This window comes from Micromonospora haikouensis (assembly GCF_000876225.1).
Classification (GTDB): Bacteria; Actinomycetota; Actinomycetes; order Mycobacteriales; family Micromonosporaceae; genus Micromonospora; species Micromonospora haikouensis.
Genome location: NZ_JXSX01000003.1, coordinates 149,923 through 173,962, shown reverse-complemented (window position 1 = coordinate 173,962; position 24,040 = coordinate 149,923). Strand labels below are relative to the sequence as shown.

Annotated in this window: 25 protein-coding genes; 10 read left to right on the top strand and 15 right to left on the bottom strand. The window is 75.6% G+C overall.

What is annotated here, in order from left to right; translation table 11 throughout:
• The first annotated feature begins 195 nt into the window (after nucleotides 1-195).
• Nucleotides 196-1,368, top strand: coding sequence for an acyl-CoA dehydrogenase family protein (locus TK50_RS22430; RefSeq protein ID WP_043966891.1), 1,173 nt, complete (start codon nucleotides 196-198; stop codon nucleotides 1,366-1,368).
• A 53-nt stretch (nucleotides 1,369-1,421) separates the two neighbouring features.
• Here TK50_RS22430 and TK50_RS22425 read toward each other — a convergent pair whose 3' ends face one another.
• Nucleotides 1,422-4,007 carry an ABC transporter permease gene (locus TK50_RS22425; RefSeq protein WP_043966889.1) on the bottom strand — a complete coding sequence of 862 codons (2,586 nt, stop codon included), beginning with the start codon at nucleotides 4,005-4,007 and terminating at the stop codon, nucleotides 1,422-1,424.
• Nucleotides 4,004-4,756 (bottom strand): ABC transporter ATP-binding protein, encoded by a 753-nt coding sequence (locus TK50_RS22420; RefSeq protein WP_043966887.1) that lies wholly within the window; start codon nucleotides 4,754-4,756, stop codon nucleotides 4,004-4,006. Before TK50_RS22420 ends, TK50_RS22425 begins: the two co-directional genes overlap by 4 nt.
• 151 nt (nucleotides 4,757-4,907) lie before the next feature.
• Here TK50_RS22420 and TK50_RS22415 point away from each other — a divergent pair, with 151 nt between their 5' ends.
• Together TK50_RS22415 and TK50_RS22410 are read left to right on the top strand one after the other, a co-directional pair.
• The gene (locus TK50_RS22415) at nucleotides 4,908-6,179 is read left to right on the top strand and encodes a sensor histidine kinase (protein ID WP_082106820.1); all 1,272 of its coding nucleotides are present in this window, start codon (nucleotides 4,908-4,910) and stop codon (nucleotides 6,177-6,179) included.
• The gene (locus TK50_RS22410) at nucleotides 6,176-6,817 is read left to right on the top strand and encodes a response regulator (RefSeq protein WP_043966885.1); all 642 of its coding nucleotides are present in this window, start codon (nucleotides 6,176-6,178) and stop codon (nucleotides 6,815-6,817) included. Before TK50_RS22415 ends, TK50_RS22410 begins: the two co-directional genes overlap by 4 nt.
• Before the next feature lie 46 nt (nucleotides 6,818-6,863).
• Here the strand turns inward: TK50_RS22410 and TK50_RS22405 are convergent, their stop codons facing one another.
• From TK50_RS22405 to TK50_RS22355, 12 genes are all read right to left on the bottom strand, one after another.
• Nucleotides 6,864-7,253 carry a hypothetical protein gene (locus tag TK50_RS22405; protein ID WP_043966883.1) on the bottom strand — a complete coding sequence of 130 codons (390 nt, stop codon included), beginning with the start codon at nucleotides 7,251-7,253 and terminating at the stop codon, nucleotides 6,864-6,866.
• Nucleotides 7,254-7,418: 165 nt separating this feature from the next.
• Entirely contained in the window at nucleotides 7,419-8,795 is a 1,377-nt protein-coding gene (locus TK50_RS22400) for an LLM class flavin-dependent oxidoreductase (RefSeq protein WP_043966881.1), read from the bottom strand.
• Nucleotides 8,792-9,397, bottom strand: coding sequence for a nucleoside/nucleotide kinase family protein (locus TK50_RS22395; protein ID WP_043966879.1), 606 nt, complete (start codon nucleotides 9,395-9,397; stop codon nucleotides 8,792-8,794). The genes TK50_RS22400 and TK50_RS22395 overlap by 4 nt, the downstream gene beginning before the upstream one ends.
• Complete coding sequence (locus tag TK50_RS22390; protein ID WP_063838616.1) at nucleotides 9,394-10,671, bottom strand: TIGR03618 family F420-dependent PPOX class oxidoreductase; 1,278 nt, start codon at nucleotides 10,669-10,671, stop codon at nucleotides 9,394-9,396. Before TK50_RS22390 ends, TK50_RS22395 begins: the two co-directional genes overlap by 4 nt.
• Nucleotides 10,668-11,615 carry an ABC transporter substrate-binding protein gene (locus TK50_RS22385; RefSeq protein ID WP_043966877.1) on the bottom strand — a complete coding sequence of 316 codons (948 nt, stop codon included), beginning with the start codon at nucleotides 11,613-11,615 and terminating at the stop codon, nucleotides 10,668-10,670. The genes TK50_RS22390 and TK50_RS22385 overlap by 4 nt, the downstream gene beginning before the upstream one ends.
• A complete protein-coding gene (locus TK50_RS22380) occupies nucleotides 11,612-12,367 on the bottom strand; it encodes an ABC transporter ATP-binding protein (protein ID WP_043966876.1) in 756 nt (251 codons plus the stop codon). Before TK50_RS22380 ends, TK50_RS22385 begins: the two co-directional genes overlap by 4 nt.
• Entirely contained in the window at nucleotides 12,364-13,125 is a 762-nt protein-coding gene (locus tag TK50_RS22375) for an ABC transporter permease (protein ID WP_199486126.1), read from the bottom strand. Before TK50_RS22375 ends, TK50_RS22380 begins: the two co-directional genes overlap by 4 nt.
• A 2-nt stretch (nucleotides 13,126-13,127) precedes the next feature.
• Nucleotides 13,128-14,141 (bottom strand): ABC transporter substrate-binding protein, encoded by a 1,014-nt coding sequence (locus TK50_RS22370; RefSeq protein ID WP_043966874.1) that lies wholly within the window; start codon nucleotides 14,139-14,141, stop codon nucleotides 13,128-13,130.
• 436 nt (nucleotides 14,142-14,577) lie between these two features.
• Nucleotides 14,578-14,952, bottom strand: coding sequence for a VOC family protein (locus tag TK50_RS22365; RefSeq protein WP_043966872.1), 375 nt, complete (start codon nucleotides 14,950-14,952; stop codon nucleotides 14,578-14,580).
• A gap of 236 nt (nucleotides 14,953-15,188) precedes the next feature.
• The gene (locus TK50_RS22360; protein ID WP_241774091.1) at nucleotides 15,189-15,827 is read right to left on the bottom strand and encodes an amidohydrolase family protein; all 639 of its coding nucleotides are present in this window, start codon (nucleotides 15,825-15,827) and stop codon (nucleotides 15,189-15,191) included.
• Nucleotides 15,749-16,048, bottom strand: coding sequence for a hypothetical protein (locus tag TK50_RS35790; protein ID WP_158499188.1), 300 nt, complete (start codon nucleotides 16,046-16,048; stop codon nucleotides 15,749-15,751). The genes TK50_RS22360 and TK50_RS35790 overlap by 79 nt, the downstream gene beginning before the upstream one ends.
• A 61-nt stretch (nucleotides 16,049-16,109) precedes the next feature.
• Complete coding sequence (locus TK50_RS22355; RefSeq protein WP_043966868.1) at nucleotides 16,110-17,000, bottom strand: SDR family oxidoreductase; 891 nt, start codon at nucleotides 16,998-17,000, stop codon at nucleotides 16,110-16,112.
• Nucleotides 17,001-17,150: 150 nt separating this feature from the next.
• On the opposite strand from TK50_RS22355, the gene TK50_RS34525 reads away from it, so the two are divergent.
• The 7 genes from TK50_RS34525 to TK50_RS22325 all read left to right on the top strand — a co-directional run bounded on the left by TK50_RS34525 (nucleotide 17,151) and on the right by TK50_RS22325 (nucleotide 22,995).
• Complete coding sequence (locus TK50_RS34525) at nucleotides 17,151-17,633, top strand: LysR family transcriptional regulator (protein WP_199486125.1); 483 nt, start codon at nucleotides 17,151-17,153, stop codon at nucleotides 17,631-17,633.
• Nucleotides 17,630-18,052, top strand: a complete 423-nt coding sequence (locus TK50_RS34520; RefSeq protein WP_199486124.1) for a LysR substrate-binding domain-containing protein — start codon at nucleotides 17,630-17,632, stop codon at nucleotides 18,050-18,052. Before TK50_RS34525 ends, TK50_RS34520 begins: the two co-directional genes overlap by 4 nt.
• A 95-nt stretch (nucleotides 18,053-18,147) precedes the next feature.
• Nucleotides 18,148-18,999, top strand: a complete 852-nt coding sequence (locus TK50_RS22345; RefSeq protein ID WP_043966866.1) for a siderophore-interacting protein — start codon at nucleotides 18,148-18,150, stop codon at nucleotides 18,997-18,999.
• A 63-nt stretch (nucleotides 19,000-19,062) separates the two neighbouring features.
• On the top strand, nucleotides 19,063-20,001 hold the full coding sequence (locus TK50_RS22340; protein ID WP_043966863.1) for an ABC transporter substrate-binding protein: 939 nt from the start codon (nucleotides 19,063-19,065) through the stop codon (nucleotides 19,999-20,001).
• A complete protein-coding gene (locus tag TK50_RS22335) occupies nucleotides 19,998-21,047 on the top strand; it encodes a FecCD family ABC transporter permease (protein ID WP_082106507.1) in 1,050 nt (349 codons plus the stop codon). The genes TK50_RS22340 and TK50_RS22335 overlap by 4 nt, the downstream gene beginning before the upstream one ends.
• A complete protein-coding gene (locus tag TK50_RS22330; RefSeq protein ID WP_043966861.1) occupies nucleotides 21,044-22,120 on the top strand; it encodes a FecCD family ABC transporter permease in 1,077 nt (358 codons plus the stop codon). Before TK50_RS22335 ends, TK50_RS22330 begins: the two co-directional genes overlap by 4 nt.
• The gene (locus TK50_RS22325) at nucleotides 22,117-22,995 is read left to right on the top strand and encodes an ABC transporter ATP-binding protein (protein WP_199486189.1); all 879 of its coding nucleotides are present in this window, start codon (nucleotides 22,117-22,119) and stop codon (nucleotides 22,993-22,995) included. Before TK50_RS22330 ends, TK50_RS22325 begins: the two co-directional genes overlap by 4 nt.
• On the opposite strand, the gene TK50_RS22320 is transcribed toward TK50_RS22325, so the two are convergent.
• The gene (locus tag TK50_RS22320; protein WP_043966859.1) at nucleotides 22,925-24,022 is read right to left on the bottom strand and encodes a hypothetical protein; all 1,098 of its coding nucleotides are present in this window, start codon (nucleotides 24,020-24,022) and stop codon (nucleotides 22,925-22,927) included. The two genes, TK50_RS22325 and TK50_RS22320, sit on opposite strands and share 71 nt — an antisense overlap.
• Nucleotides 24,023-24,040 lie beyond the last annotated feature (18 nt).

Here is a 24,040-nt window from a genome sequence, read left to right as displayed (position 1 = left end):
GCCCGTCGAGCATCCCGGTCCCGGTGTCCCGGCCGCCTGGTGCGTGCCGTCCCGGTCGGTCGGGAACTTCCGCCGCGCGCCGCGGGCCCGGCCCGCCGGTACCGCTGTCCCTTCCCGCCGGGACGCCGGGCGACGGACCGTCTGTGCCGTGGCGTCGCAGGGACGTCGCGTGCCAGGTGTGACCAGGAGGCGGCAGTGGACGACCAGGACCGGATTCGCTTGATCGGCGCCGTGCGGGAGCTGGCCCCGGAGCTGGCCCGGCGGGCGGAGGAGATCGAGGCGGCCCGGGGGCTGCCCGTCGACCTGCTCGACCGGCTGCGGGCCGCCGGCTGTTTCCGGATGTTCGTGCCGCGCAGCCACGGCGGGTACGACGCCGACCCGCACACCGGCCTGGCGGTGCTGGAGGCGCTGGCCCGCGCGGACGGGTCCACGGGCTGGACGGTGATGATCGGCGCGGAGACCCCGCACCTGCTGGCGATGCTGCCCCGCGACCAGTTCGACAAGCTGTACGCCCACGGCCCAGACGTCGTGGTGGCCGGCGGCTTCGCCCCGCAGGGGCGGGCGGAGCTGGCCGACGGCGGTTTCCAGGTGACCGGGCGGTGGGCGTTCGCCAGCGGGTCCCGGCACGCCGACTGGATCTTCGGCAACTGCGTGCTCACCGGCGACGGTCAGCCGCTGCCCGGCCCGGCCGGCCAGCCGGTGGAGGTCCGCTCGATGCTGCTCCCGGCCGGGCAGGTGACCGTGGAGGACACCTGGCACGCCCTCGGGCTGCGCGGCACCGGCAGCCACGACGTGCGGGTCGACGCCGTCTACTGCCCGGTCGAGCGGAGCTTCGACCTGTTCACCGGCGTCCCGTGCGTGCCGGGGCCGGGTTTCGTCGCGCCGCTGGCCCAGTTCGTCCTGCACCTGGGCGCGGTGGCCGTCGGGATCGCCCAGGGCGCCCTGGACGACACGGTCACCCTGCTCGACGGGGGCCGGCGGCGGCTCTACGCCCGGCAGTCGCTGGCCGACTCGCCGGCCTTCCGGGAGCGGCTGGGCCGGGCCGACCTGCACGTCCGGGCGGCCCGGGCGCTGCTGCGGTCGCTGGCCGACGACCTGTTCCGGGCGGCGCACGGCGGCGGGCCGGCCGCGTTCGCCGCGTTGCAGCCGCGCATCTCGGCCAGCCTGCCCTGGGTCACCGAGGTCACCGCCGCCGCCGTGGACGCCTGCTACCGGGCGACCGGGGGCGGCGCGGCGCGGGACTCCTCGCCCGTGCAGCGCCGCTTCCGGGACATCCACACGTTCTCGCAGCACGCGGCGGCGGCCGAGGGCTGGCTGGGCAACAACGGCAGCCAGCTGCTCGGCCGCCCGGTCGAGCTCGCCTACTGACGGCGGGGTTGCGCCGGCGACGATGGCCCACCGCCCGGCCCGACCGGGCGGGGTCAGTCGCCCGCGCCCAGGGCGACCACCGGGCTCACCCGGGCCGCCCGGCGCGCCGGCAGCAGCCCGGCGAGCGCCGTCGCCACCGTGAGGGCCAGCACGACCCCGGCGAGCTGCCCGGCCGGGAACTCGACGGGCGCGTCCTGGCCGAGCGCCGCGACGGTCAGCCACGAGTACGGCCACGCCAGCAGCAGGCCGAGGGCCGCGCCGAGGACGCCGTACAGGCCCGCCTCGACCGTCAGCATCGCCCCGAGGCGGCGACGCGACATCCCGACGGCCCGCAGCAGGCCGGACTCCCGGGTGCGTTCCACCACGGACAGGGCCGTGGTGGTGCCGACGCCGACCACGGCGACGACCACGGTCAGGCCGAGCAGGGACAGCAGCACCCCCAGCAGCGCGTCGAGCCGGCCGTCCAGCTCGTCGCGGTCGTCGGCGGTCACCACGATGCCCACCTGCTGACCGCCGGCCGCACGCAGGGCCCGCACCGCCGCCGTCCGGGCCCGGTCGTCGTCGCCCGCCACGTCGGCCAGCAGCCCGGTCGGGCCGGCCGGCACGCCGAGCCGGTCCAGGTCCGCCGGGTCGACCAGCAGGCCCGCGCCGACCGGGGTGTTCGCCATGGTCGCGGCCACCCGCAGCCGCACCGACCGGTCGCCCCGGGTGACGGTCACCTCACCGCCCGGCCGCACGCCCGCCTGTTCGGCGAGGAACCGCAGCAGCACCACCCGCCCCGGGCCGGCGTCGGTGAGTCGGCCGGCGCTCGCGCCGAAGTCCGACCAGGTGGCCAGCGCGCGCAGGTCCAGGTCGGTGGCGGAGAGCCCGTCGACCTCCGCGCCGGCGACGCGCACGTCGGGGCTGCTGCGGTACGGCACCACCCGGTCCAGCTCGCCGATGCCCCGGACGCGCTGCACGAGCCCGGCCGGCAGCGGCCCGTCGCCCCGGGCGGTGACGGCGACGTCGGCCGGCGCCATGCCGGCGAGTTCCTGCTTGAGCAGCGTCCCGAGCGAGGCGCTGCCGACGAGCGCGCCCGCGACCAGGGTGACCCCGAGCGCGACGACGACGCTGACCGCCGCCGCCCGGCGGGGCGCCCCGCCGACCCCGCCGACGGCCAGCCGGCCGAGCGGGCCGAGGCGGCGCAGCGGCCAGCCGACGACCGCCAGCACCGGGCGCACGAGCAGCGGCCCGAGGGCCACCAGCGCGGCGTACGCGAGCGCGCCGGACGCCACGATCGTCAGCAGCGGGTTCGCCGGATCGTAGTTCTCGGTGTCGGGGCCGGGCAGCCGGCTCGCCACCAGCAGCGCCACCAGCACCGCGCCCACGGCGAGCAGGAGTCCCGCCGCAGCGCGCAGCCGGCCGACGCCGCGCCGGCCGGCCGTGGTGCTGGCCGCGCGCAGCGCCTCCAGCGGGGCGACCCGGGCGGCGGTGACCGCCGGGGCGAGCACCGCCAGCGCCGTGACCAGGGCCGCGCCGAGCGCCACGGCGACCGCCGCCGCGACCGGGTGGCCGGGCGAGGCCACGGCGAGGCCGAACCCCCGCAGCACCGGCGGCAGCCCGTGCCCGACGCCGTACGCGGCCAGCACGCCGGCCAGGCCCGCGACGAGGCCGGTGCCGGCCCCCTCGACGACCAGCGCCCGGAACAGCCCGGCGCGGGGCGCCCCGACGGCGCGCAGCAGGGCGAGCTGCCGCATCCGCTGGGCGAAGACGATCCGGAACGTGGAGGTGGCGACCAGCACCGCCGCCACGACGGCGATCGCCACGAACATCGTGACGAGGGCGAAGAGGTCCTGGACGCGCTCGCTGACCTGGTCGGCCTCCGCGCGGCGGACCTCCGACCCGGCGCGGACGACGAGGCCGGCACCGGCGCGCTCGGACGGGGCGGCCGACGCACCGGGGGCCGACGGGCCGGAAGCCGACGGGCCGGGGGCCGACGCGGCGCGGGCCAGCGCGGCGGACACGACGTCGGGGTCGACGCCGGGGGCGAGCCGCACCTCGACCTGCCGGAGCTGGTCGGAGCCGCCGAGGCGGGCGGCGAACGCCTCCGTGGTGTAGCCGGTCTCCCCCGGGTCGTCCGGGGCGTCGACCACGCCGACGACGGTCACCGCGACCGGCCGGTCCGGCGCCGCGCCCGCCAGCCGCAGGGTCTCGCCGACGCCCAGCCCGAGCCGGTCGACGGTGCGCCGGGTGACGGCCAGTTCACCCGCCGCGGCCGGGTACCGCCCCTGCACGACGCGGACCGTGGCGAGCGGCCCGGAGCCGGGGTCGGCGTACACGGACAGGCCCGCGCCCGGGTCGTCGGCGAACTCGTGGAAGGCGTCCGTGCGGCCCACCGCCTCGGCGACGCCGGGCAGCCGGCGGGCCGCGTCCAGCGTCCGCAGGGAGACCCCGTCGCCGCCGGTGACGACCAGGTCGGCCGCCGCCGGGGTCCCGCTGAAACCGGCGAGCACGGTCCGCTCGGTGACCTGGTAGGCCAGCACGGTGCCGAACACGACGAACGCCGCGACGATCACGGCCAGGCCCGTCAGCAGCGTCCGGGCGGGGCGGCGGGCCGCCTCGACGAGCTGCGCGCGCAGCAGCACGGCGCGCCGGCTCACCGGGCCGCCGCCAGGCCGTGCAGGGCGGCGGTGACCGCGCCCCGGTCGGGCTCGGCCAGGTCGCCGGCGACCCGGCCGTCCGCGAGCAGCACCACCCGGTCGGCGTACGCGGCGGCGACCGGGTCGTGGGTCACCATGACGACGGTCTGCCCGAGGGTACGCACGCAGTCGCGCAGCAGGCCGAGCACCTCGGCACCGGCGCGGGAGTCGAGGTTGCCCGTCGGCTCGTCGGCGAAGACGACCTCGGGGCGGGACACCAGGGCCCGGGCGAGGGCGGCCCGCTGCTGCTGGCCCCCGGACAGCTCGCTGGGGCGGTGCGCCAGCCGGTCGCCGATGCCGAGCGCGTCCACCACGTGGTCGAGGAACTCCCGGTCGACGCCGCGCCCGGCGAGGTCCAGCGGCAGGGTGACGTTCTGCGCGGCGGTGAGCTGGGGCAGCAGGTTGAACGACTGGAAGACGAACCCGATGCGCTCCCGGCGGACCCGGGTCAGCACCCGGTCGGACTGCCGGCCGAGGTCGGTGCCGCCGAGCAGCACCTGCCCGGAGGTGGCCGTGTCGAGCCCGGCCAGGCAGTGCATGAGGGTGGACTTGCCGGAGCCGGACGGGCCCATGATCGCCGTGAACGCGGCGCGGCGGAAGCCCACCGTCACGCCGTCGAGGGCGCGTACCGCCGTGGCTCCCCTGCCGTACACCTTGACCAGGTCGACCGCCGCGACGGCCGCCGTGGGGTCGGGATGGTGCGTCGTCATGTCTCCTCCACCTCCGGTGCCGGTCACCGGGACGCCGCAGAGCCTCCCGGCGCGCGGGCCGTCGGCGCATCCGTCCGGGGTCGGGTCCGCGCCCGCCGCCTCCGACTTTCGGCAGATCCGGCGGGCCGGCCGGGTGGCTACGGTGGGGGCGATGACCGGAACCCTCAGCGGCGGGTGGCGGCGGGCCGGGCAGGCCGCCGCCCTGGCCGGCATGGCGCTGCTCGGCCTCGTCGACGTCGTCGGCGGCCGGATCTTCCCCGTCGCCGGCCTGCTCGCCGTGCCGGCCGCGCTGGCGCAGGTCGCGCTGGCGGTCGCCACGGCGGCGGTGTGGTTGCCCGCCCACCGGCAGGGCTCGCGCCGGCTGGCGGCGGCCGGCGGCGCGGTGGCGGCCTGGTCGCTGGCGACGACGGCGGCGTACGCCCTCCTGCGCGAGACCGGCGGCCTGGACGGCCGGGTGCCGGTGCGGGGGGCGGACCACCTGTGGGGGCTGGCGGAGTCGGCGGGGCTGCTCGGGATGGTCTTCGTGCTGGCGCGGCGGGCCGCCCCGCTGCCGGCCCTGGCCGCCGTGGCCGCGACCGGCCTCGCCGTCGCCGCGCTGCCGCTGCGCGCCGGGGCCGGCAGCACCTACCTGATCATCGGCATGGCCTACGCGCTGCTCGCGGCGGGGGCCGCCGCCGCCGGCATGTACCTGCGGCTGGCGGAGACCGCCCGGGAGCGCCGGGTCGCGGCGGTACGCGCGGAGCAGCGCGCCGAGTTCGCCCGGGACCTGCACGACTTCGTCGCCCACCACGTCACCGGGATCGTGGTGCAGGCCCAGGGCGCCCGGTACGTCGCGGGGCGCGACCCGCAGCGGGCCGTCGCCGCGCTGGAGCAGATCGAGCGGGCCGGCGCGGAGACCATGACGGCGATGCGCCGCATGATCGGGGTGCTGCGCGGCCAGGACGGGCCGCCCGACGCGCCGGTGACGCCCCTGGCCGGGGTGGTCGACCTGGCGGAGCTGGTCGCGGCGTTCACCGCCGCCGGCCCGGTCCCGGCCCACCTGCACACCGACGGGCCGCTCGGGGACCTGCCGGTCGAGGTGACCACGTCGGCGTACCGGGTGGTGATGGAGGCGCTGACGAACGTCCGGCGGCACGCCACCGGGGCGCGGCGGGTGGACGTGCTGGTCAGCCGTACGCCGCAGTGGTTGTCGGTGCGGGTGGCCGACGACGGGCGGGGGCAGCGCGGCGGCCGGCCGGGATACGGGCTGACCGGGCTGACCGAGCGGGTGGGCGCGCTCGGCGGGCGGCTGCGGGCCGGCCCCGGCGTCGACGGAGGATGGGTGGTCGACGCGGCGCTGCCGCTGGTCGGCGGGTCCTCTGCCGGGCGGGGCCTTTCCGGCCCGGCGGCTCGGGGGCTCGCGGGCGGGGAGGGCGGCCGGTGATCCGGGTGCTGGTGGCCGACGACCAGGCGATGGTGCGCACCGGGTTCGGGATGATCATCGGAGCGCAGCCGGACATGGAGCTGGTCGGCGAGGCCGGCGACGGCGTGGAGGCGGTCGAGCTGACCCGCCGGCTGCGCCCCGACGTCGTGCTGCTGGACATCCGCATGCCGAGGCTGAACGGGCTGGACGCGCTGCGCCGGCTCGCCGGCCCCGGCGTCGTGGACCCGGTGCGGGTGGTCGTGGTGACCACGTTCGACCTCGACGAGTACGTGCACGCCGCGCTGCGCAACGGCGCGTGCGGGTTCCTGCTCAAGGACTCCGGCCCCGCCCTGCTGGTGGAGGCGGTCCGGGCCGCCGTGTCCGGCGACGCCCTGATCAGCCCGTCGATCACCGTACGGCTGCTGCGGCACCTCAATCCGCCGGAGCCCGCGCGCCCCGACCCGGCGGGGCTGTCACCCCGGGAGCTGGACGTGGTGCGGCTGGTGGCGCGGGGCGCGACCAACGCGGAGATCGCCGCGAAGCTGTTCATCTCCGTCGGCACGGTCAAGACGCACCTCGGCAGCGTGCAGGCGAAGCTGGACGCCCGCAACCGGGTGGAGATCGCCGCCTGGGCCTGGGAACGCCGCCTCGTCGGCTGACGGCGGGGCGGTCGGGGCGACGTGCCACCTCACGTGGCGGGCACGGTCATTCGCCGACCGGCGCCGAGCACGTCACCGGCTGGCCCGGGACGCCGGTCACCCTGGCCGCCTCCCGCCCCTCGACCACGATGCGGCAGGTCAGCGCGCCCCGCGACGGCGTCGCTTCCAGGGTCGTCTCGCCGCGTTCGACGACCAGGGTCGCCTGCCACGGCACCGGCCCGGTCTCCTGGGTGGTCCGCTGGGTCGCCGTCCCGTCGCCGCCCTCCGCCGGCACCACGATCACGGGGCCGACGGTGACGCCGGGCTCGCCGGTCAGCTCGTACCGCACCTCCAGCGGGCCGGTGTCCGCGCAGGCGGAGGCCAGCAGCAGGACCGGACCGAGCAGCAGGCTCCCGGGCAGGACACGCCACGGGCTCGCGGACAGGGTACGGCGCACGGGGGCACTCCTCGTCGTCACGATGGCGGCGGAGCCGATGCGTCCGCCGGCAGGTGCCACCCTCGCACCGGCGCCCGGCCGACCGCCTCCCTCCGGGGACGGAGAATCCCCCGCCGGCTCAGCCGTTCGGCAGAGGCCATGGAACCGCGCAGGGGGCGGGACGGCTCAGGCGGTCGTCCAGCGGTGGGTGGCCGCCGGATGGTCGTCGCGCACCCGGGTCACCCCGGGGCCGTGGAAGCTCTCCCGCAGGGTGTCGCCGGCGTACTCGCGCCACACCCTGCCCCGGCGCTGCAACTCGGGCACGACCAGGTCGACGAAGTCGCGGAAGGTCACCGGCGGGACCGGGTCGGCGATGTTGAAACCGTCGATGTCGGCCTCGTCCATCCAGCGTTCCAGCTCGTCGGCGACGGTCGCCGGGCTGCCGACGATGACCGGGCCGCCGCCGCCCACCCCGACGAACTCCGCGATCGCCCGGGGCGTCCAGGTGCGGCTCGGGTCCAGGGTGGTGAACAGCTCCACCATGCCCCGGATGCCGTCGGTGTCGACGTACTCCAGGGGCCGGTCCAGGTCCAGCGCGGACAGGTCGATGTGCATCAGCGCGCTCCACCGCGCCAGCGCCCCCTCCACGCTGGCGTACCGCTGGTAGTCGGCGAGCTTGGCGCGGGCCTCGTCGTCGGTGTCGGCGACGATCACGGTGGCGATGGCGAAGAACCGCACCGACGCCGGGTCCCTGCCGGCCGCCACGGCCTGCTCGCGCACCCCGGACACCAGCCGCCGGGCCATCGACGGCAGGTACGCCGAGAGGAACACCCCTTCGGCGTGCCGCCCGGCGAACGCCCGCCCCGCCGGGGAGGTGCCCGCCTGGTAGAGCACGGGGGTGCGCTGCACGCCCGGTTCGGCCAGGGCGATGTCCGGCACCCGGTACCAGGTGCCCTCGTGGCCGACGGGGCGCACCCTCGCCGGGTCGACGAAGATTCCCGACGCGGCGTCGCGGACCACCGCGTCGTCGGCCCAGCTCGACTCCCACAGCCGGTAGACCGCCTCCATGAACTCCTCGGCCATCGCGTACCGCTCGTCGTGCGGCAGCTGGGTGACCAGGCCGAGGTTGCGGGCGGCGCTGTCCAGCGCGGACGTCACGATGTTCCAGCCGATCCGACCGCCGGTCAGGTGGTCGAGGGTGGTCATCTTCCGGGCGAACGCGTACGGTTGCTCGTAGGTGGTGGAGACGGTGACCGCGAAGCCGAGGTGCCGGGTGACGGCGGCCATCGCACTGATCGCCAGCAGCGGGTCGTCGGTGGGGGTCTGGATGCCGTCGCGCAGCGCCGCGTCGACGCGCCCCTGGTAGACGTCGAGCGGGCCGAGCGCGTCGGCGACGAAGAGCGCGTCGAACCGCCCCCGCTCCAGGATCCGCGCGGTGTCGAGCCAGTAGTCGAGGTCGCGGTAGCGATGCGCCTGGCTGTCCGGGTGCCGCCACAGCCCGATCGCGGTGTGGCCCACCGTGGACTGGCGCAGCCCGTTGAGTCGGATCCGTCGCTCGGTCATGCTGATGCCCTTTCGGACGAGGTGCCGATGATGGAGCCCGGGGAGGTGTCGACGACCCGGCCCGGGGAGGTGTCGACGACGAGGTCGGCCCGGCCGCGCACGTCGTCGGCCGCGTAGTAGGCGTCCTCCTGGGCCGCCCAGCGGGACCAGTGCGGGGCGTAGGTGTCGCCGTCGCGGGCCAGCGCGCGGGCCCGGCGCAGCGCGGTGGGGGCGTCGACCCAGACCACCCCGCTCAGGTACGGGGCCAGCTGCCGCGCGCCGCTGCCCACCCCCTCGACGACCAGCCAGTCCCGGTCGCCGACCGGGTGCCACTCGGCGTACCGGCCGGTCGCCCAGTCCCAGCGCCGCCAGCGGGCGGGCGCGTCGCGCGACAACGGCTCCAACACCCAGTCGTGGGCCGCCGTCACGCCGGCGAGCAGCCCGTCCCAGCCCGGGTAGAGGTCGTCCAGCCGCAGCAGCTCCGCCCCGAGCCGGTCGGCGACGGCGGTGGCGAGGTCGCTCTTGCCCGCCCCGGATCGGCCCTCGACGGCGAGCACCCGGGTGCGTCCGGCGCGCGGCGGCCGGCCCCGGGCCCAGGCGGCGACCTGGTCGGCGGCGGTCACGAGTGCCGCCGTACCCGGTCGGGGGTGATCCGCAGGACCACCCGGCCGGCTTCCTGCTCCGGCGTGCCGGTGACGTGGGCGGCACCGGTGTAGCTGCGGGCCAGCTCGTCGATGAGGGCGTGGGCGTCCTCGTCGGTGACGGTGGCGCGGCCCCGGATCTCGACGTAGCGGGTGGGCCGGGCCCGGTCGTAGACCAGGACGGTGACCCGGGGATCGCGGCGGATGTTGCGGACCTTGCGCCGGCCGTCCTTGGTGGCCATGACGAGGTGGTCGCCGTCGCGGCCGACCCACATGACGGACAGCTGCGCGCGACCGTCCGGTTCGGTGGTGGACAGCACCGCGAACTCGGGTCGGTCGAGCAGCGCGCGGGTGTCCGGGTCGAGCCGGGCGGCCGGCTCGTCGCCCCGGGTCAGCGGCAGGGCCGGGTCGGCGGACCACTCTTCGAGGGAGCCGTCGTAGAGGGCGACGTCGGCGCGGCCGGCCGCCGCCAGCGCGACGCCCAGGGCGGCGGCGGAGATGCCGCCGCCGCAGTAGAGCCAGACCGGCCGGGGGTCGGCCAGCAGGTCGCCGAGCGCGGCGCGCAGCTCGGGTCCGGGCAGGTAGCGGCCATCGGGGCCGACCAGCGCGCGGGCCGGCAGGTTGCCGCTGCCGGGGAGGTGGCCGCGCCGGGTGTAGCGGGTCGGCACGTCGCCCCGGTAGGCGTCCGCGCCGAGCGCGCAGACCACCGTGGCGTCGGCGTCGCCGGCCAGCCAGCGTCGCAGGTCGTCGCGCTCGACCCAGCGGCCCGACCGGACCCGGGGCGTGAGCCGCCCGGCGGCGGGGACGGCGGCACCGGCGTCGGGCCCGTCCGCGCCGGTGGCCACCGGATGGCCGGCGGCCCGCCAGACCGCCAGGCCGCCGTCGAGCACCTGTGCCGGCACGCCGATCCAGTCGAGCAGCCACCACAGCCGGGCCGCCCAGATGCCGCCTGCGGTGTCGTAGACCACCACCGGTACGCCGTCGACGACGCCGAGCCGGGCCAGCGCGGCGGCCAGCGCCGCCGGTGTGGGCCGGGCGAAGTGGTACGGCGCCGCCGGGTCGCTCAGCTCGACGAGCAGGTCGGCGTGCCGGGAGCCGGGAAGGTGCTCCCGGAGCCAGCCGGCGTGGCCGGAGGCGGCCCGGTGGTCACCGTCGTGGGCGGCGGCGGGCAGCTCGACGGTGGCGTCGAGCACCACCGGCCGGGGTAGGGTCGCCAGGCGTTCCCGCAGTTCCGCCGCCGACACCAGGACGCTCACCGCGGCACCCCCACCGGACCCACCGGCCGGTACGCGTCGCGCCAGTCGAACCCGGCGGGCAGGATGCCGTTGGCCGCCAACCAGCCGGTGTACGGCTCCATCAGCTCGGCGCGCACCGTCCCCCAGCGACCCTCGTGCCACCACGTCGGCGCGATCAGCTCCAGGGAGCGGGCCAGCAGGGCGCGCGGAAAGTAGGGGATCACCCGGTCGAGCACCGCGAGGGTCTGCTCCGGGTCGTCGGTGGCCGCCCGGTAGCCCCGCGCGGTCACCTCCAGGAAGGTGGCGAGCAGGTCGTCGCGGCCGTCCAGCGCGGGACCGGTGCCGAGCAGATAGCTGTGGTACGGGGGCGCGCCGATCTCGTCGACCGGCCAGACGACGCGCCGCTCGCCGGGCAGGTCCGCCATCAGCGCGTCCCACGCCCAGTAGCCGCCGAAGGTGGCGTCGACGTGGCCGGCGGCGATGTCGTCGACGCTCAGCTCGCGGTATCCGCTGTCGACCAGTTCGACGCCGTCCGGGTCGCCGCCGTCGGCGGCGACGAGGTGGCGGACCATGGCCACCCCGCGCGGGGTCGGGTTGAGCGCGAGCCGCTTGCCGACCAGGTCACGGGGGCGGGCGATGCCGCGCCCGGTGACCGTCTGGATGGTCTCCATGCCCCGGTGGTTGATCGCGGCGACGGCGTGCAGCGGTTGGCCGGCGGCGCGACGGACCAGCAGCCGGTTGGTGGGGAAGACGCCGAGGTGCACCTCCCCCCGGCGCAGGTGCTCCAGGGTGTCGCCGCGCAGCGCGTCGAAGACGGTCAGCTCGACATCGAGCCCCGCCTCCCGGTACCAGCCGGCGCTGCTGGCCACGTAGAGGCCGGCGGCGTTGGGCCACGGGTGGAAGTACTCCAACATCACGCGCAGGTGGGTGCGGGTCGCCACGCCGCCCTGTCGGGTGCGGGTCATGACGCCTCCTTTCGCAGCAGTTCGGTCAGTCGGCGGCGCAGCCGCACGAACTCCGGGTCGTCGACGACCTCGTCGCGGCGGGGCCGGGGGAAGGGCACGTCCACCCGCGCGGTGACCGTGGCCGGCCGGCGGGTGAGCACGTAGACGGTGTCGGAGAGCAGCAGCGCCTCCTCGATGCTGTGGGTGACGAAGAGGATCGAGCGGCGCTCGGTCTCCCACAGGTCGAGCAGCCACCGGTGCATCTCGGCGCGCAGCATCGCGTCGAGCGCGCTGAACGGCTCGTCCAGACAGATCAGGTCGTGCCCGGAGAGCAGCGCCCGCAGGAACGCCACCCGCTGCTGCATGCCGCCGGAGAGCTGGTGCGGGTACCCGCGGGCGAACCCGCCCAGGCCGACCCGGTCGAGCCACCGGCGGGCGACGGCGCGGGTGGCCCGCCGGGACGCCCCGGCGAGTTCCCGGGCGAGCACCACGTTGTCCTCGACGGTGCGCCAGGGCAGCAGGGCGGGCTGCTGCGGCATGTAGCCGACCAGTCCCCGCCGGCCGGCGGTGGGCTGCCCATCGACGCGGATCGTCCCCGACTCGGCGGTGACCAGGCCGCCGATCAGGTGGAACAGGGTGCTCTTGCCGCTGCCGGACGGGCCGACGACGGAGACGAACTCGCCGCGGCGTACCCGCAGGCTCACCTCCCGCAGGACGGAGAGGTCGCCGTAATGGTGGGACAGGTCGGTGATCTCCAGGGCGTACCCGGTCACGGCCGCTCCCCCGCAGTCGGCCGGCCCCGGACGGCGAGGCGTTCGCCGAGCGCGACCAGCCCGAAGACGAGCAGCGCCAGGACGACGACGACGGCGATGGCGACGAACATCCGGTCGGCGCGGAACGCCGACTTCTGCACGATCATGTAGCGGCCGATGCCCTGGTCGCTGCCGATCCACTCGGAGATGACCGCGCCGAAGACGCTGTACGTGGCGGCGATCTTCAGCCCGGAGAACATCGTCGGCAGCGCGGCGGGCCATTGGAAGGCGGTGAACATCTGCCGCCGGTTGGCCCCGCTCATCAGCAGGTAGTCGGCGATCACCGGGTCGCCCCGGCGCAGCCCGTCGAGGGTCGCCACGGCGACCGGGAAGAAGCAGACCAGCACGATCACCACGAGCTTCGGGGCGATGCCGAAGCCCAACCAGACCACCAGCAGCGGCGCGATGGCGATGATCGGCACGTTCTGGCTGACCACCAGCAGGGGGTACACCGCGGCCCGCAGCACCGGCACCAGGTGCAGGACCACGGCGACCAGCAGGCCGGTGGCCGCCCCGGCGGCGAAGCCGAGCAGGGTCAGCCGCGCGGTGGCGAGGGTGTGCGCGGTCAGCGCGGTGCGCTGCTCGGCGGCGGCGGCGAACAGGTCGGCGGGGCTGGGCAGCAGCCACGGGTCGATGCCGGAGAGCGTGGTGTAGAGCTGCCAGGCCCCGACGAGCGCCACCAGCGTCGCCACCGGTGGCGCCCATCGTCGCAGGGCCACGGTCATGATCCGGCCGGCAGGAAGTCGTTGGTGTACGCCTTCGTCGCGTCGACCTCGGTGGCGAGCACCTTCTGTGCGAGCAGCCAGGCCGCGAAGTTGGTCCAGACGTCCTTCTTCTGCTCGCCCCAGCGGGGGGCGTCGTCCTGGTAGCGCGGGCTGAGCCACTCCTGGCTGCGCTTGACCAGGTCGGCGTCGAGTTCCGGGGCGGCGTCGAGGAGGATCTGCGCGGACTCGGCCGCGTTCTTCGCCGCGTACGTGTAGCCCTCGGAGGCGCCGGCGGTGAATGCCTTCACCAGTTCCGGGTCACCGGCGATCCGCTTCTCGTTGGTGATCAGGATCGGGGTGTAGAAGTCCAGTGCCGGATCGTAGTCGCGGACGTACTGGATGTTCACCGGTTCGCCGCGCAGCTCGGCCTCGATGCCGGTCCAGCCGTAGAAGATCCACTCGAAGTCGATGCCCTTCTTCGTCGCCGCGAAGAAGTCGGCGTCGCCGACGTTGACCGTCTTGATCCGGCTCGGGTCACCGCCGTCGGCCGCAACGATGGTACGCAGCAGCGGCTCCTCGAGCGGGCCGCCGAAGCCGCCGTAGGTCTTGCCGACGTACTGGGCGGGGCGGGTGAGGTCGCGGTCCTTGGGCGAGGCGAACCCGGAGGTGTTGTGTTGCACGATCGCGGCGATCGACACCAGCGGCGCGCCCTGGGCGCGGGCCTGGGTCACCGCCTCCTGGTAGCCGATGGCGAACGGGATCTTGTCGGCGGCGACCAGCGAGGAGGCGTCGGCGTCGCCGGGCTGCACGATCTCCACGTCGAGGCCGTGCGCGGCGAAGAAGCCCTTGGCCTTGGCCACGTACAAGCCGGTGTGGTTGGTGTTCGGGGTCCAGTCGAGCGCGACCTGGATCTTGCGAAGGGCACGGTCGGCCGAGGTCGGGGTGCTGTCGCTGTCGGCGCAGCCGGCGGCGGCTACGACGACGGCGGCGGCCGTCAGGGCCAGCAGTCTGCGGCGGGGGAACGTGGGCATGGTGGATCGTCTCCGGTGGGGTGTCAGGGGTGCGCGCCCCGGTTCCGCGCGGGCGCGCAGGGGCGTTTCGGTGGCGAGGGGCGACCGGGGCGGGCCGGATGGGACCGCGGGGGTCGACCGGGCGGGCCGGGGCCCTCGACTGTGGGGGCCGGCCGGCCCGGGTGGCGGGTCAGCCCCGGCGGCGGGGCCGCAGGCCGCGACACAGCGCGCTGGCGACGTCGCAGTTGTCGACGTACGCGCAGCTCGTCAGGGGTACGACGGCGCCGGTCACGAGGGGAACCTACGTGCGACCACAGGCCCCTGACCAGCAAGAGTGGCCCATGCAACATACTTCACCGGTATATCCGGTCTGATTAGTAGGCTATCCGGCGGCGTCGCCGCCCTGGCGCCCTGGCCAGGCACCGCGCTCCGGGCGCCCGGCCAGGGACCCCGTCCGTTACAGGTACGGGCGGGTGATCAGCTCGATCGCGTGGCCCGCCGGGTCCTTGAAGTAGACCCCCCGGCCACCGTGCTCGGTGTTGGTCTCGCCGGGACGGCGCATCTGCGGATCGGCCCAGTGCTCGATGCCCTGCTCGCACAGCCGTCGGTACGCCCGGTCGAACAGGTCGTCGTCGACCAGGAACGCGTAGTGCTGCATCTGGATCTCCACCGGCGGCTCGGCGAACTGGAGCAGCACGCCGTCGGTGAGCTGGATGTTGGTGAACACGCCCCAGGACGGCGCTTCCGGCAGTTCCAACAACTGGCGGAAGAACCGCGCCGACTCCTCGCGGTCCCGGGCGGCGATGATGGTGTGGTTGAACGTGACTGTCATGCGACTGACCTCGTGGTGCTCGACACGGATGGGGACCTGCGGTGCGCAGGCCGCCGGGAGGTCCACGTGCCGAGCCTGGAGGGTGCCCTGCCGGCACCCGCCGTGCGGTCAGCCCTCCACCGGATCGCCGATCCGTGCGTGGCGAGATGCCGGTCCGGTGTTCACGATCGGTGACGCTACCCGGGGCGGATCGTGACCGCAAACATCATTTCCTGCACCGGGCCGCGCGTGAGCGATCAGGGCACGCCCAGGACCCGGCGGGCCGTGCCGCCGAACAACGCGGCCTGTTCGGCCGGGGAGAGGTCGAGCCGGTCGAGCAGGTAGTGCAGGGCCTGGGCGTACGAGTGGTAGCCGGGGTGCCTGGGCAGCGGATCGAGGCCCGGCAGGCGTCCGGAGACGCGGTGCTGGTCGGTGGCCCACATGCAGCGGTCGACGCCGAACGCGTCGAGCACCTGCCGCAGGTGGGGCCAGACGTCCGGATACGGGTAGGGAGCGGCCGAGAGGGTCGGTGCGCCCGAGAGCTTGACCGAGACATTCGGGAACTCGGCGAGCGCCAGCAGGTGCGCGAGGTCGCGCCAGGCCGGGTCGTCCGGCGTCTGGTAGGGCGGCTGCGCCAGCCCGAGGTGGTCGACGACCAGCGGCAGTGCCGGGTGGGCACGCGCGATGACCGCCACGCCGGGAAGGTCACCGGTGGCGAGCAGGCACACCGGGACCCGGTGGCGTTCGGCGGCGGCCAGCAGGGTCTCGTACGCGCCCGCGCGGAGACGCCCGCTGTTGCCGGGCGGCCAGGTGGTCGTCACCCGCAGGCCCAGGATCCCCGGCCTCGTCCTGAGCCGCGCCACCTGCTCGGCGACGTCCCGGGCGGTCTCGTCCAACTGCAGCACCGCGGCGAGCCGGTCGGGATGCCGCGCCACGGCCGCTTCACACCCCACCCTTGGGCGAACAGCGGGTGGCTGACCAGAACGGCCACGTCGACCCCGGCGGCGTCCAGTTGGGCGACCAGCAACTCGCCCTGCAGGTCCAGGAACGACTCGTCGCCGTGGTCCCAGGGCCGCTGGGTGCGGGGCAGGTGCAGGTGGGCGTCGATGATCTCCATGGGCGTGCTCGTCTCGTGTCGTGGCGGTCGGGGGTTCCGGCTCGGCGTGCACCGGCGGGCGTCAGGAGGTGAGGTAGTGCCCGGCGTCGAGGTCGTCGAGCAGCGTGGGATGCGTCGGCTGCCAGTCGAGCAGCGTGCGGGTCTGCGCGCTGGTGGCCGCCGTGTCGTTCCCGGCGAGGGCGCCGAGGAAGCCGAAGTGCTCGTCCGCCTGCCCGGCGGCGATCGAGGTGACGGGCACGTCGAGCTGGCGGCCGATGACCTCGGCGATGGCGCGGAAGGGCACCGCCTCGTCGGCCACCCCGTGCAGCCGGCTGCCGGCCGGCGCGCCCTCCAGCGCGAGGCGGAACAGGCGGGCGGCATCCAGCCGGTGCACCGCCGCCCACCGGGTCGCGCCGTCGGCGACGTACGCCGAGAAGCCCCTGTCCCGGGCGATGCCGACCAGCCGGGGCAGGAAGCCGCGCGTGTCGCCCGCGCCGTGCACGCTCGGCGGCAGCCGCAGCACCACCGCCCGCACGCCCCGCCCGGCGAGCCCGAGCGTGGCCTCCTCGGCGCGGCCCCGGGGGAAGTCCGGGCCGGCGGCGTCGTCCTCGGTGCTGACCCGGCCGGGGGTGAGCAGCGTCGTGCCGGACGTGACGACCAGCGGCCTGCCGGAGCCGACCAGGGCCTCGCCCAACGCCTCGACGGCCCGCAGGTCGGTGCGCACGGCGGCGGCGAAGTCGGTGAAGTCGTGGACGAACGCGGTGTGCACGACGCCGTCGGCGGCGCTGGCGGCGGCCCGGAGGCCGGCCAGGTCCTCCAGCGAGCCGCGGTGCGCCTCCGCGCCGGCGGCGGCCAGGGCGGCGGCCGAGGAGTCCGAGCGGGCCAGGCCGACGACCTGGTGGCCGGCGTCCAGCAGATCGCGGACGACGGCGGCACCGACGAAGCCGGTCGCGCCGGTGACGAACACACGCATGGGGTCTCCTCGGGGCAGGGCCCGGCGCGCCGCCGGGCCGACGCCCACCACGGTGCCGGGCCACACCTGCGGAGGTCCAAAGCCTGTTTCGTACGACGCCATACGCGGCGGGCATCACCGGAGCTAACGGTGCCGGCCTACGGTGGAGCCATGCCCGATCCACCGTCGGCCGCCGACCTCGACCTGCGCCTGGTGCGCTACTTCACCGTCGTCGCCGCGCACCAGCGGTTCGGGCGGGCCGCCGAGGAGCTGCACCTCACCCAGCCCTCGCTGAGCCGGCAGATCCGCCGCCTGGAGCGGCAGCTCGGGGCACGGCTGTTGGACCGCACGCCGCAGGGCAGCCGGCTCACCGGGGCCGGCGAGGCGTTCCTGCCCCGGGCGAGGGAGCTGCTGCGGGCGGCGGCGCAGGCCACCACCGAGGCGCGGGCCGCCGCGCGCCCGCGGCGGATCGTCGTCGGCTGGACCTCGGGCCTGTTCGTCACCCCCGCGGTGCGGCAGTTGCGGCGCCGGCACCCGGACTGTGAGGTGAGCACCCAGCACCTGGACTGGCGGCAGTGCCGCGAGGCGCTGCTCGACCGCCGCGTCGACGCCGTGGTGAGCCGCCTCCCCTGGCCGCCGAGGGCCTGGCCGTGACGGTCCTCTACGCCGAGCCGCGGGTGCTCGCCGTGGCCCTCGATCACCGGCTGGCCGGGAAGGAGTCCGTCGCCCTCGACGACATCGCCGACGAGCCGTTGCCCCGGGTGGCGGACCCCGCCTGGGACGCGTACTGGCGGATCGACCCGCGCCCGGACGGACGCCCGGCCCCCGACGGCCCGCTGGTCCACGCCGCCGAGGACAAGATCGAACTGGTCGCCTCGGGCCAGGCGGTGGCGATCGTCCCGGCGGGCGCGCGCGGGCTGCGCCCGGACGTGACGACCGTCCGCCTCGACGGCGTCGCCCCCGGCCACGTCGTGGTCGCCGTCCGCGCCGACGACCGCAGCCGGCTCGTCGCCGACTTCCGCGACCTCGCCCGTCGTCACCTGGTCGGCGCGGAGCCGGGCAGGCAGCACTGACGCGGCTGCCGCCGATGGGCCCGACCTCGGCCTGCGGGTCGCTGCAGCCCGGCAAGTCCATGGCAGCCGATCAGGTTAGGCTAACCTTTGTCGGCATGTCGACCTTCCGCAACTCGCCCAACGTCCTGTTCGAGACGACCGTGACGGCGACCCGGCGGCTGTCGCCCGGGTTCGTCCGCGTCACGCTCGGCGACGAACGACTGCGGGAGCTGGCCCCGCACCAGCTCGACCAGCGCATCAAGATCATGCTGCCGGTCACCGGTGACTACCCGGCCGGGCTGCGGGCGGGGCTGCCCGAGCACGGGTGGCGGCGCGAGTGGCGGTCCACGCCCGACCGCGAGCGGCCGTTGCTGCGCAGCTACACCGCGTACCGGACCCGGCCGGCGGCGGGCGAGTTGGACCTGGACTTCTACCTGCACCAGCCGCACGGCCCGGCGAGCGGCTGGGCGGCGGGGGCCCGACCGGGCGACCGGCTGATGCTGTCGGGTCCGCACGTCCGGTCCGGCCAGCCCGGGTACGGCGTGCAGTGGGAGCCGGGGCCGGCGACGCGGGTGCTGATCGCGGCGGACGAGACCGCGTACCCGGCGGTGCGGGGCATCCTGCCCAGCCTCGGGCCGGGAGTGCGGGCGACGGTCCTGCTGGAGGCCGGCGTCGCGGCGGACGCCGCCACCCTCGACGACGTGACCGCCGGCCACTCGGTCCAGGTCGGGTTGCGCAGCGGGGCCCGGGGCGGGACGGTGCTGACCACCATGGTGGGTGACTGGCTGGTCGAGCACGGTGCGGCGGCAGCCGGGGCGGGGACCGACTTCTACGCCTGGGCGGCCACGGAGAGTAGCAGGATCGCGAACCTGCGCCGCCTCTTCGCCGAGGCGCGCATCGACCCGGATCGGGTTCACACGCAGGGGTACTGGCATGATCGCCCGGCCCGCGAGGAGGCAGCAGATTAGGTTACGCTAACCTAATCCCGCCGCCCTGGCATCACCATAAGTCACCAGACGGGAACCTGCACCATGCGCTCGACAACCCCTCGAACAGCCCGCCGACGCCTCCTCGCCCTCGCCGTCGCCTCGACGACGGCGCTCGTCGTGGCCGCCTGCGGCTCCGCCGACTCCGACCCGGCGGGCGGCGTCGGTGACACCAGAACCGTCGAGCACGCGCGCGGCAAGACCGACGTGCCGAACAAGCCGACCCGGGTCGTCGTCCTCGAACCGGTCCAGCTCGACACCGCCATCGCCCTGGAGATCACCCCGGTCGGCGCGGCCGTGCTCAGCGAGGCCGCCGGCGTGCCCAAATACCTCGGCGACAAGGCCGCCGGCATCACCACCGTCGGCACCGTCCAGGAACCCAACGTGCAGAAGATCGCGGCCCTCAAGCCCGACCTGATCATCGGCACCGAGTCCCGGCACTCCGCCCTCTACGACCAGCTCACCGCCGTCGCCCCGACCGTGTTCATGGCGTCCCAGGCCGACCCGTGGCAGGACAACGTCAAGTTCACCGCCACCACGCTCGGCGGGGCGGAATCCGCCGACAAGCTCCTCACCGGCTACCAGCAGCGGTGCGCGGAGATCGCCGGGAAGTTCGGCACCGCCGGGAAGACCGCACAGCTCATCCGGCCGCGCGACGGCGTCCTCACGCTGTACGGGCCCACCTCGTTCGCCGGCAGCACGCTGGAGTGCGTCGGCTTCAAGACCCCCCAGCGCGACTGGGAGAACTCCATCTCGGTCGACATCTCCCCCGAGCGGGTGCTGGAGGCCAAGGCCGACCACGTCTTCGTCACCACCGTCGACGTCAACGACCGCAGCACCATCCCGGCCTCGGTCGACGCCAACGCCGCCGCCTTCCCCCGCCTGCACCTGGTCGACCAGTCCTTCTGGATCACCGGGGTCGGCACGGTCGGTGGACAGGCCGTCCTCGACGACCTCGAACGCATCCTCGCCGCGTCGAATTGACCACCACCACACCCGCACGCGCGGCACCGCCGACCACCGGCCGTGCCGCGCGTCGCCGTACCGTCTGGCGCTGGCTGGCCGGGGCGGTCGCCGTACTCCTGGGGTCGGTGGTGTTGTCGGTCTTCGTGGGCGCGAACCCGGTGCCCCCGGCGGACGTCTGGGCGGCGCTGCGGGGCGCGGGCAGCGACACCGCGCAGTACGTCGTCTGGGGACAACGCCTGCCGCGCACCCTCGCCGGGCTGCTGGTCGGCGCCGGGCTCGGGGTGGCGGGCGCCCTGATGCAGGCGTTCACCCGCAACGCGCTCGCCGAACCGGGCATCCTCGGCGTCAACGCCGGAGCCGCCGCGTTCGTCGCCGTGGGCATCGCCTTCCTCGGGGTCACCTCGCCGGCCGGCTACATGTGGCTCGCCCTGCTCGGCGCGCTCCTGGTCGCCACCGCCGTGTACGCCGTCGGCGGCGCGGCGGACCTGCGGGCCACCCCGACCCGGCTGCTGGTGACCGGGGTGGCGACCGGTGCCGTGCTGGCCGGCCTGACCACCGGGATCACCCTCACCCACCCCGACACCTTCGACCGGATGCGCGGCTGGAACGCCGGCAGCCTGCTCGAACGCGACACCGCCGTGGTGCTGCCGGTGCTGCCGCTGATCGTGGCCGGGCTGCTCGCCGGCCTGCTCGCGGCCCGCAGTCTGAACGCGCTCGCGCTCGGCCCGGACCTGGCCGCCGCGCAGGGCGTCAGCCTCGTCCGGACCCGGCTGCTCGTGCTGGGCGCGGTGACCCTGCTCGCGGGCGGGGCGAGCGCCATCGCCGGCCCCATCTCGTTCGTCGGGCTGGTGGTGCCGCACCTGGTGCGCTGGGGCGTCGGCACCGACCAGCGCCGGATCCTCGCCGGTTCCCTGCTGGCCGGCGGGATCCTGGTGCTGCTGGCCGACGTGGTCGGCCGGATCGCCGTGCTGCCCAGCGAGATGCCGGTCGGCATCGTCACCGCGTTCGTGGGCGCACCGGTGCTGATCGCGCTGGCCCGACGGCGACGGGCGACCGCGCTGTGAGCGCCGGGAGCCGGCCGGTCCGCCGCGCCGCCGGAGGCCGCCGGCTGGTGCTCGGCACCGACCGCCGGCACGTTGCCGTCGGCGTACGCGAGGCCGCCGTCTGCGCCGCCGCCGCGCTCGTCGTCGCGACGCTGGCGGTGGTCGGCCTCTGGCTGGGCGACTTCCCGCTCCGCGTCGACGAGGTGCTCGGCGTGCTCGGCGGCCGGATCGGCGGGCTGACCCGCACCGTCGTGCTGGAGTGGCGGCTGCCCCGCGTCGCCGCCGCCGTCGCCTTCGGCGCGGCGCTCGGCGTCGCCGGGGCGATCTTCCAGACCATCACCCGCAACCCGTTGGCCAGCCCGGACATCATCGGCCTGGCCAACGGCTCGTTCTCCGGAATGCTGGTCGCCCTGCTGCTGATGGGAGGCGGCTGGCACCTGCTGATGCTCGGCTCGCTCCTCGGCGGCCTGCTGGCCGCGCTGGCGATCTACCTGCTCGCCTACCGGGACGGCCTCTCCGGATTCCGGTTCATCGTCGTGGGTGTCGGCGTCTCCTCGATGCTCGCCGCCACCAACACCTGGCTGCTGCTCCGGGCCGACCTGGAGACGGCGCTCTTCGCCGCCGCCTGGGGTGCCGGTTCCCTCAACACCGCCACCGCCGAGGTGGTCTGGCCCGCCGCCGGGGTCGTCCTGGCACTGCTGGCGGTCACCCCGCTGTGGGCGGCGGCCCTGGCCCAGTTGGCACTGGGCGACGAAGTCGCCGCCGCCAGCGGGGTCGCGGTCGACCGGAGCCGCGCCATCCTCGTCCTCATCGCGGTCGCCCTGGTCAGCGCCGTCACCACCGTCGCCGGCCCGATCTCCTTCGTGGCCCTGGCCGCCCCGCAGATCGCCCACCGGCTCGTCCGGGCACCGGGCCTGCCGCTCGCCGCCACCGCCGGGGTCGGGGCGGTGCTGCTGCTCGGCGCCGACCTGGTCGCCCAGCACGTGATCCCGCTGACCGTGCCGGTGGGGGTGGTCACGGTCACCCTCGGCGGCGGGTACCTGCTCTGGCTGCTCGTCCACGAGATCAGGAGGACCAGATGGTCGACCAGCTGAACGCGCGGCTGCGGGCGGAGAACGTCACCCTCCGCTACGACCAGCGGGTCGTCAGCGAGGAGCTGTCGTTCGCGGTGCCGGACGGCTCGTTCACGGTGCTCATCGGGCCCAACGCGTGCGGCAAGTCGACGCTCCTGCGGGCGCTGTCCGGGCTGCTCCGCCCCGCCGCGGGCCGGGTCCTGCTCGACGGGTCGGATCTCGGCGGCCTGCCGGCGAAGGAACGCGCCCGCCGGCTCGCGTTGCTGCCGCAGACCATGACCGCGCCCGAGGGGATCACGGTGCGGGAACTGGTCGGCCGGGGCCGCTACGCCCACCAGCGGGTGCTCCGCCGCTTCTCCCACGCCGACGAGGAGGCCGTCGAGTCGGCGCTGGCCGCGACCGGCACCACCGAGCTGGCCGACCGCCGGGTCGACGAGCTCTCCGGCGGGCAACGGCAGCGGGCCTGGATCGCCATGGTGCTGGCCCAGGAGACGCCGCTCGTCCTGCTCGACGAGCCCACCACCTACCTGGACGTGGCGCACCAGATCGACGTGCTCAACGTGCTGCACCGCCTGGTCACCCGGGGCCGCACCGTGGTGGCCGTGCTGCACGACCTCAACCACGCCGCCCGGTACGCGACCCATCTCGTGGCGATGCGCGACGGCAGGATCGTGGCCGAGGGCCCGCCCGCCTCGACGGTCGACACCGGGCTCGTCACCGAGGTCTTCGGGATGCCGAACCAGGTCGTCCCCGACCCGGTCACCGGAGCGCCGCTCGTCGTGCCGGCCGACACCCGGGAGCCGGGGTTCACCGGCAGGCCGCACGCTACCTCGCGAGGAGTTCGAGGAGCGGTTCGTCCGCCTGAGCAAGGGTCGGTGGGCCGACCGACGGGCTGACCAGGACACGTCGGCAGTGGTCGAGTTCCACGTACAGCTCGCCGCCCGTGCCGTCGCTGGCCCGCAGCACAGCGAACCTGTCGGCAGCGCCCACGCAACGTCCGGCCGGAGGCAGCGCGGCCAGCACAGGCAGTAGCGCTTCCCGTTCCGAAGGCGGGAGGGACCGCCCGTACGCGAACGACCCGGCGGGTTTGCTCCCGCCCTGCTGGCCTGTCGGCACGCGGAACACACACAGCCGCAGCGGTGTGGTCGGCGGGAAGGGCGGCACGATCCGACCGACAGGCGGCCGGCTGCCCTGCTGGCCGGCTTCGGTGGCGACCATGTCCGACCAGGACTGCCCGCAGCCCGAGGCGGCCGCCCCGGCCGACTCGATCTCCCGCACGACGGTCCGGAACGTGATGCTCAGTCGTAGGCTCCGGACCGCCTGCTGGACCTCGGGGAGGGGCTTGCCGCAGCCGTCGACCGGCAGCCCCGGTCGGATCCACCGGCCTGACACGTCGAACAGCAGCAGGTTCGGCACCGACGGGAGTTCCAGGGTGCAGGCGTCGGTGGTGGGCCCGCCGTCAGGCAGGCGCAGGGCGGCGAGCAGGCCGGTCAGCTCGGTGGAGCGACCCTCGGTGAGGACCAGGTCCGTGCCGCCGTCAGGGCGGCGGGTCGGCTCCTGTCGGCAGAGGACCGCCGCCGTGGCCGCGAAGCCGGTGCCGAGACGGGGCAGGGTGAGAGCCTCGGTCAATGGGCCAGCGAAAGCTTCGGGCGCGTCGACCGCGCAGGAGGTCCAGCCTGACTCGACAGCCGGCGTTCCGGCTGTCCGGGTCACCGGTGGAGCCGGCCCCGAGTCGGCTGGCGGCCCGGCGACCGCGCCGCACGCTGAAAGCGCGGCCACGGCCACCACGACGACGACCTCTCGAACGACAGCGCCCACGTCATTCCCCAACGATCCGCCGCGCCGAGCCGTTGCGCGGAGTGGGACGACGATCGCCCGCTGGATGGTCTGCGTCGCCACGATCGCCACCTCCAACCAGATCATCTGACGCAAGATAGTCTC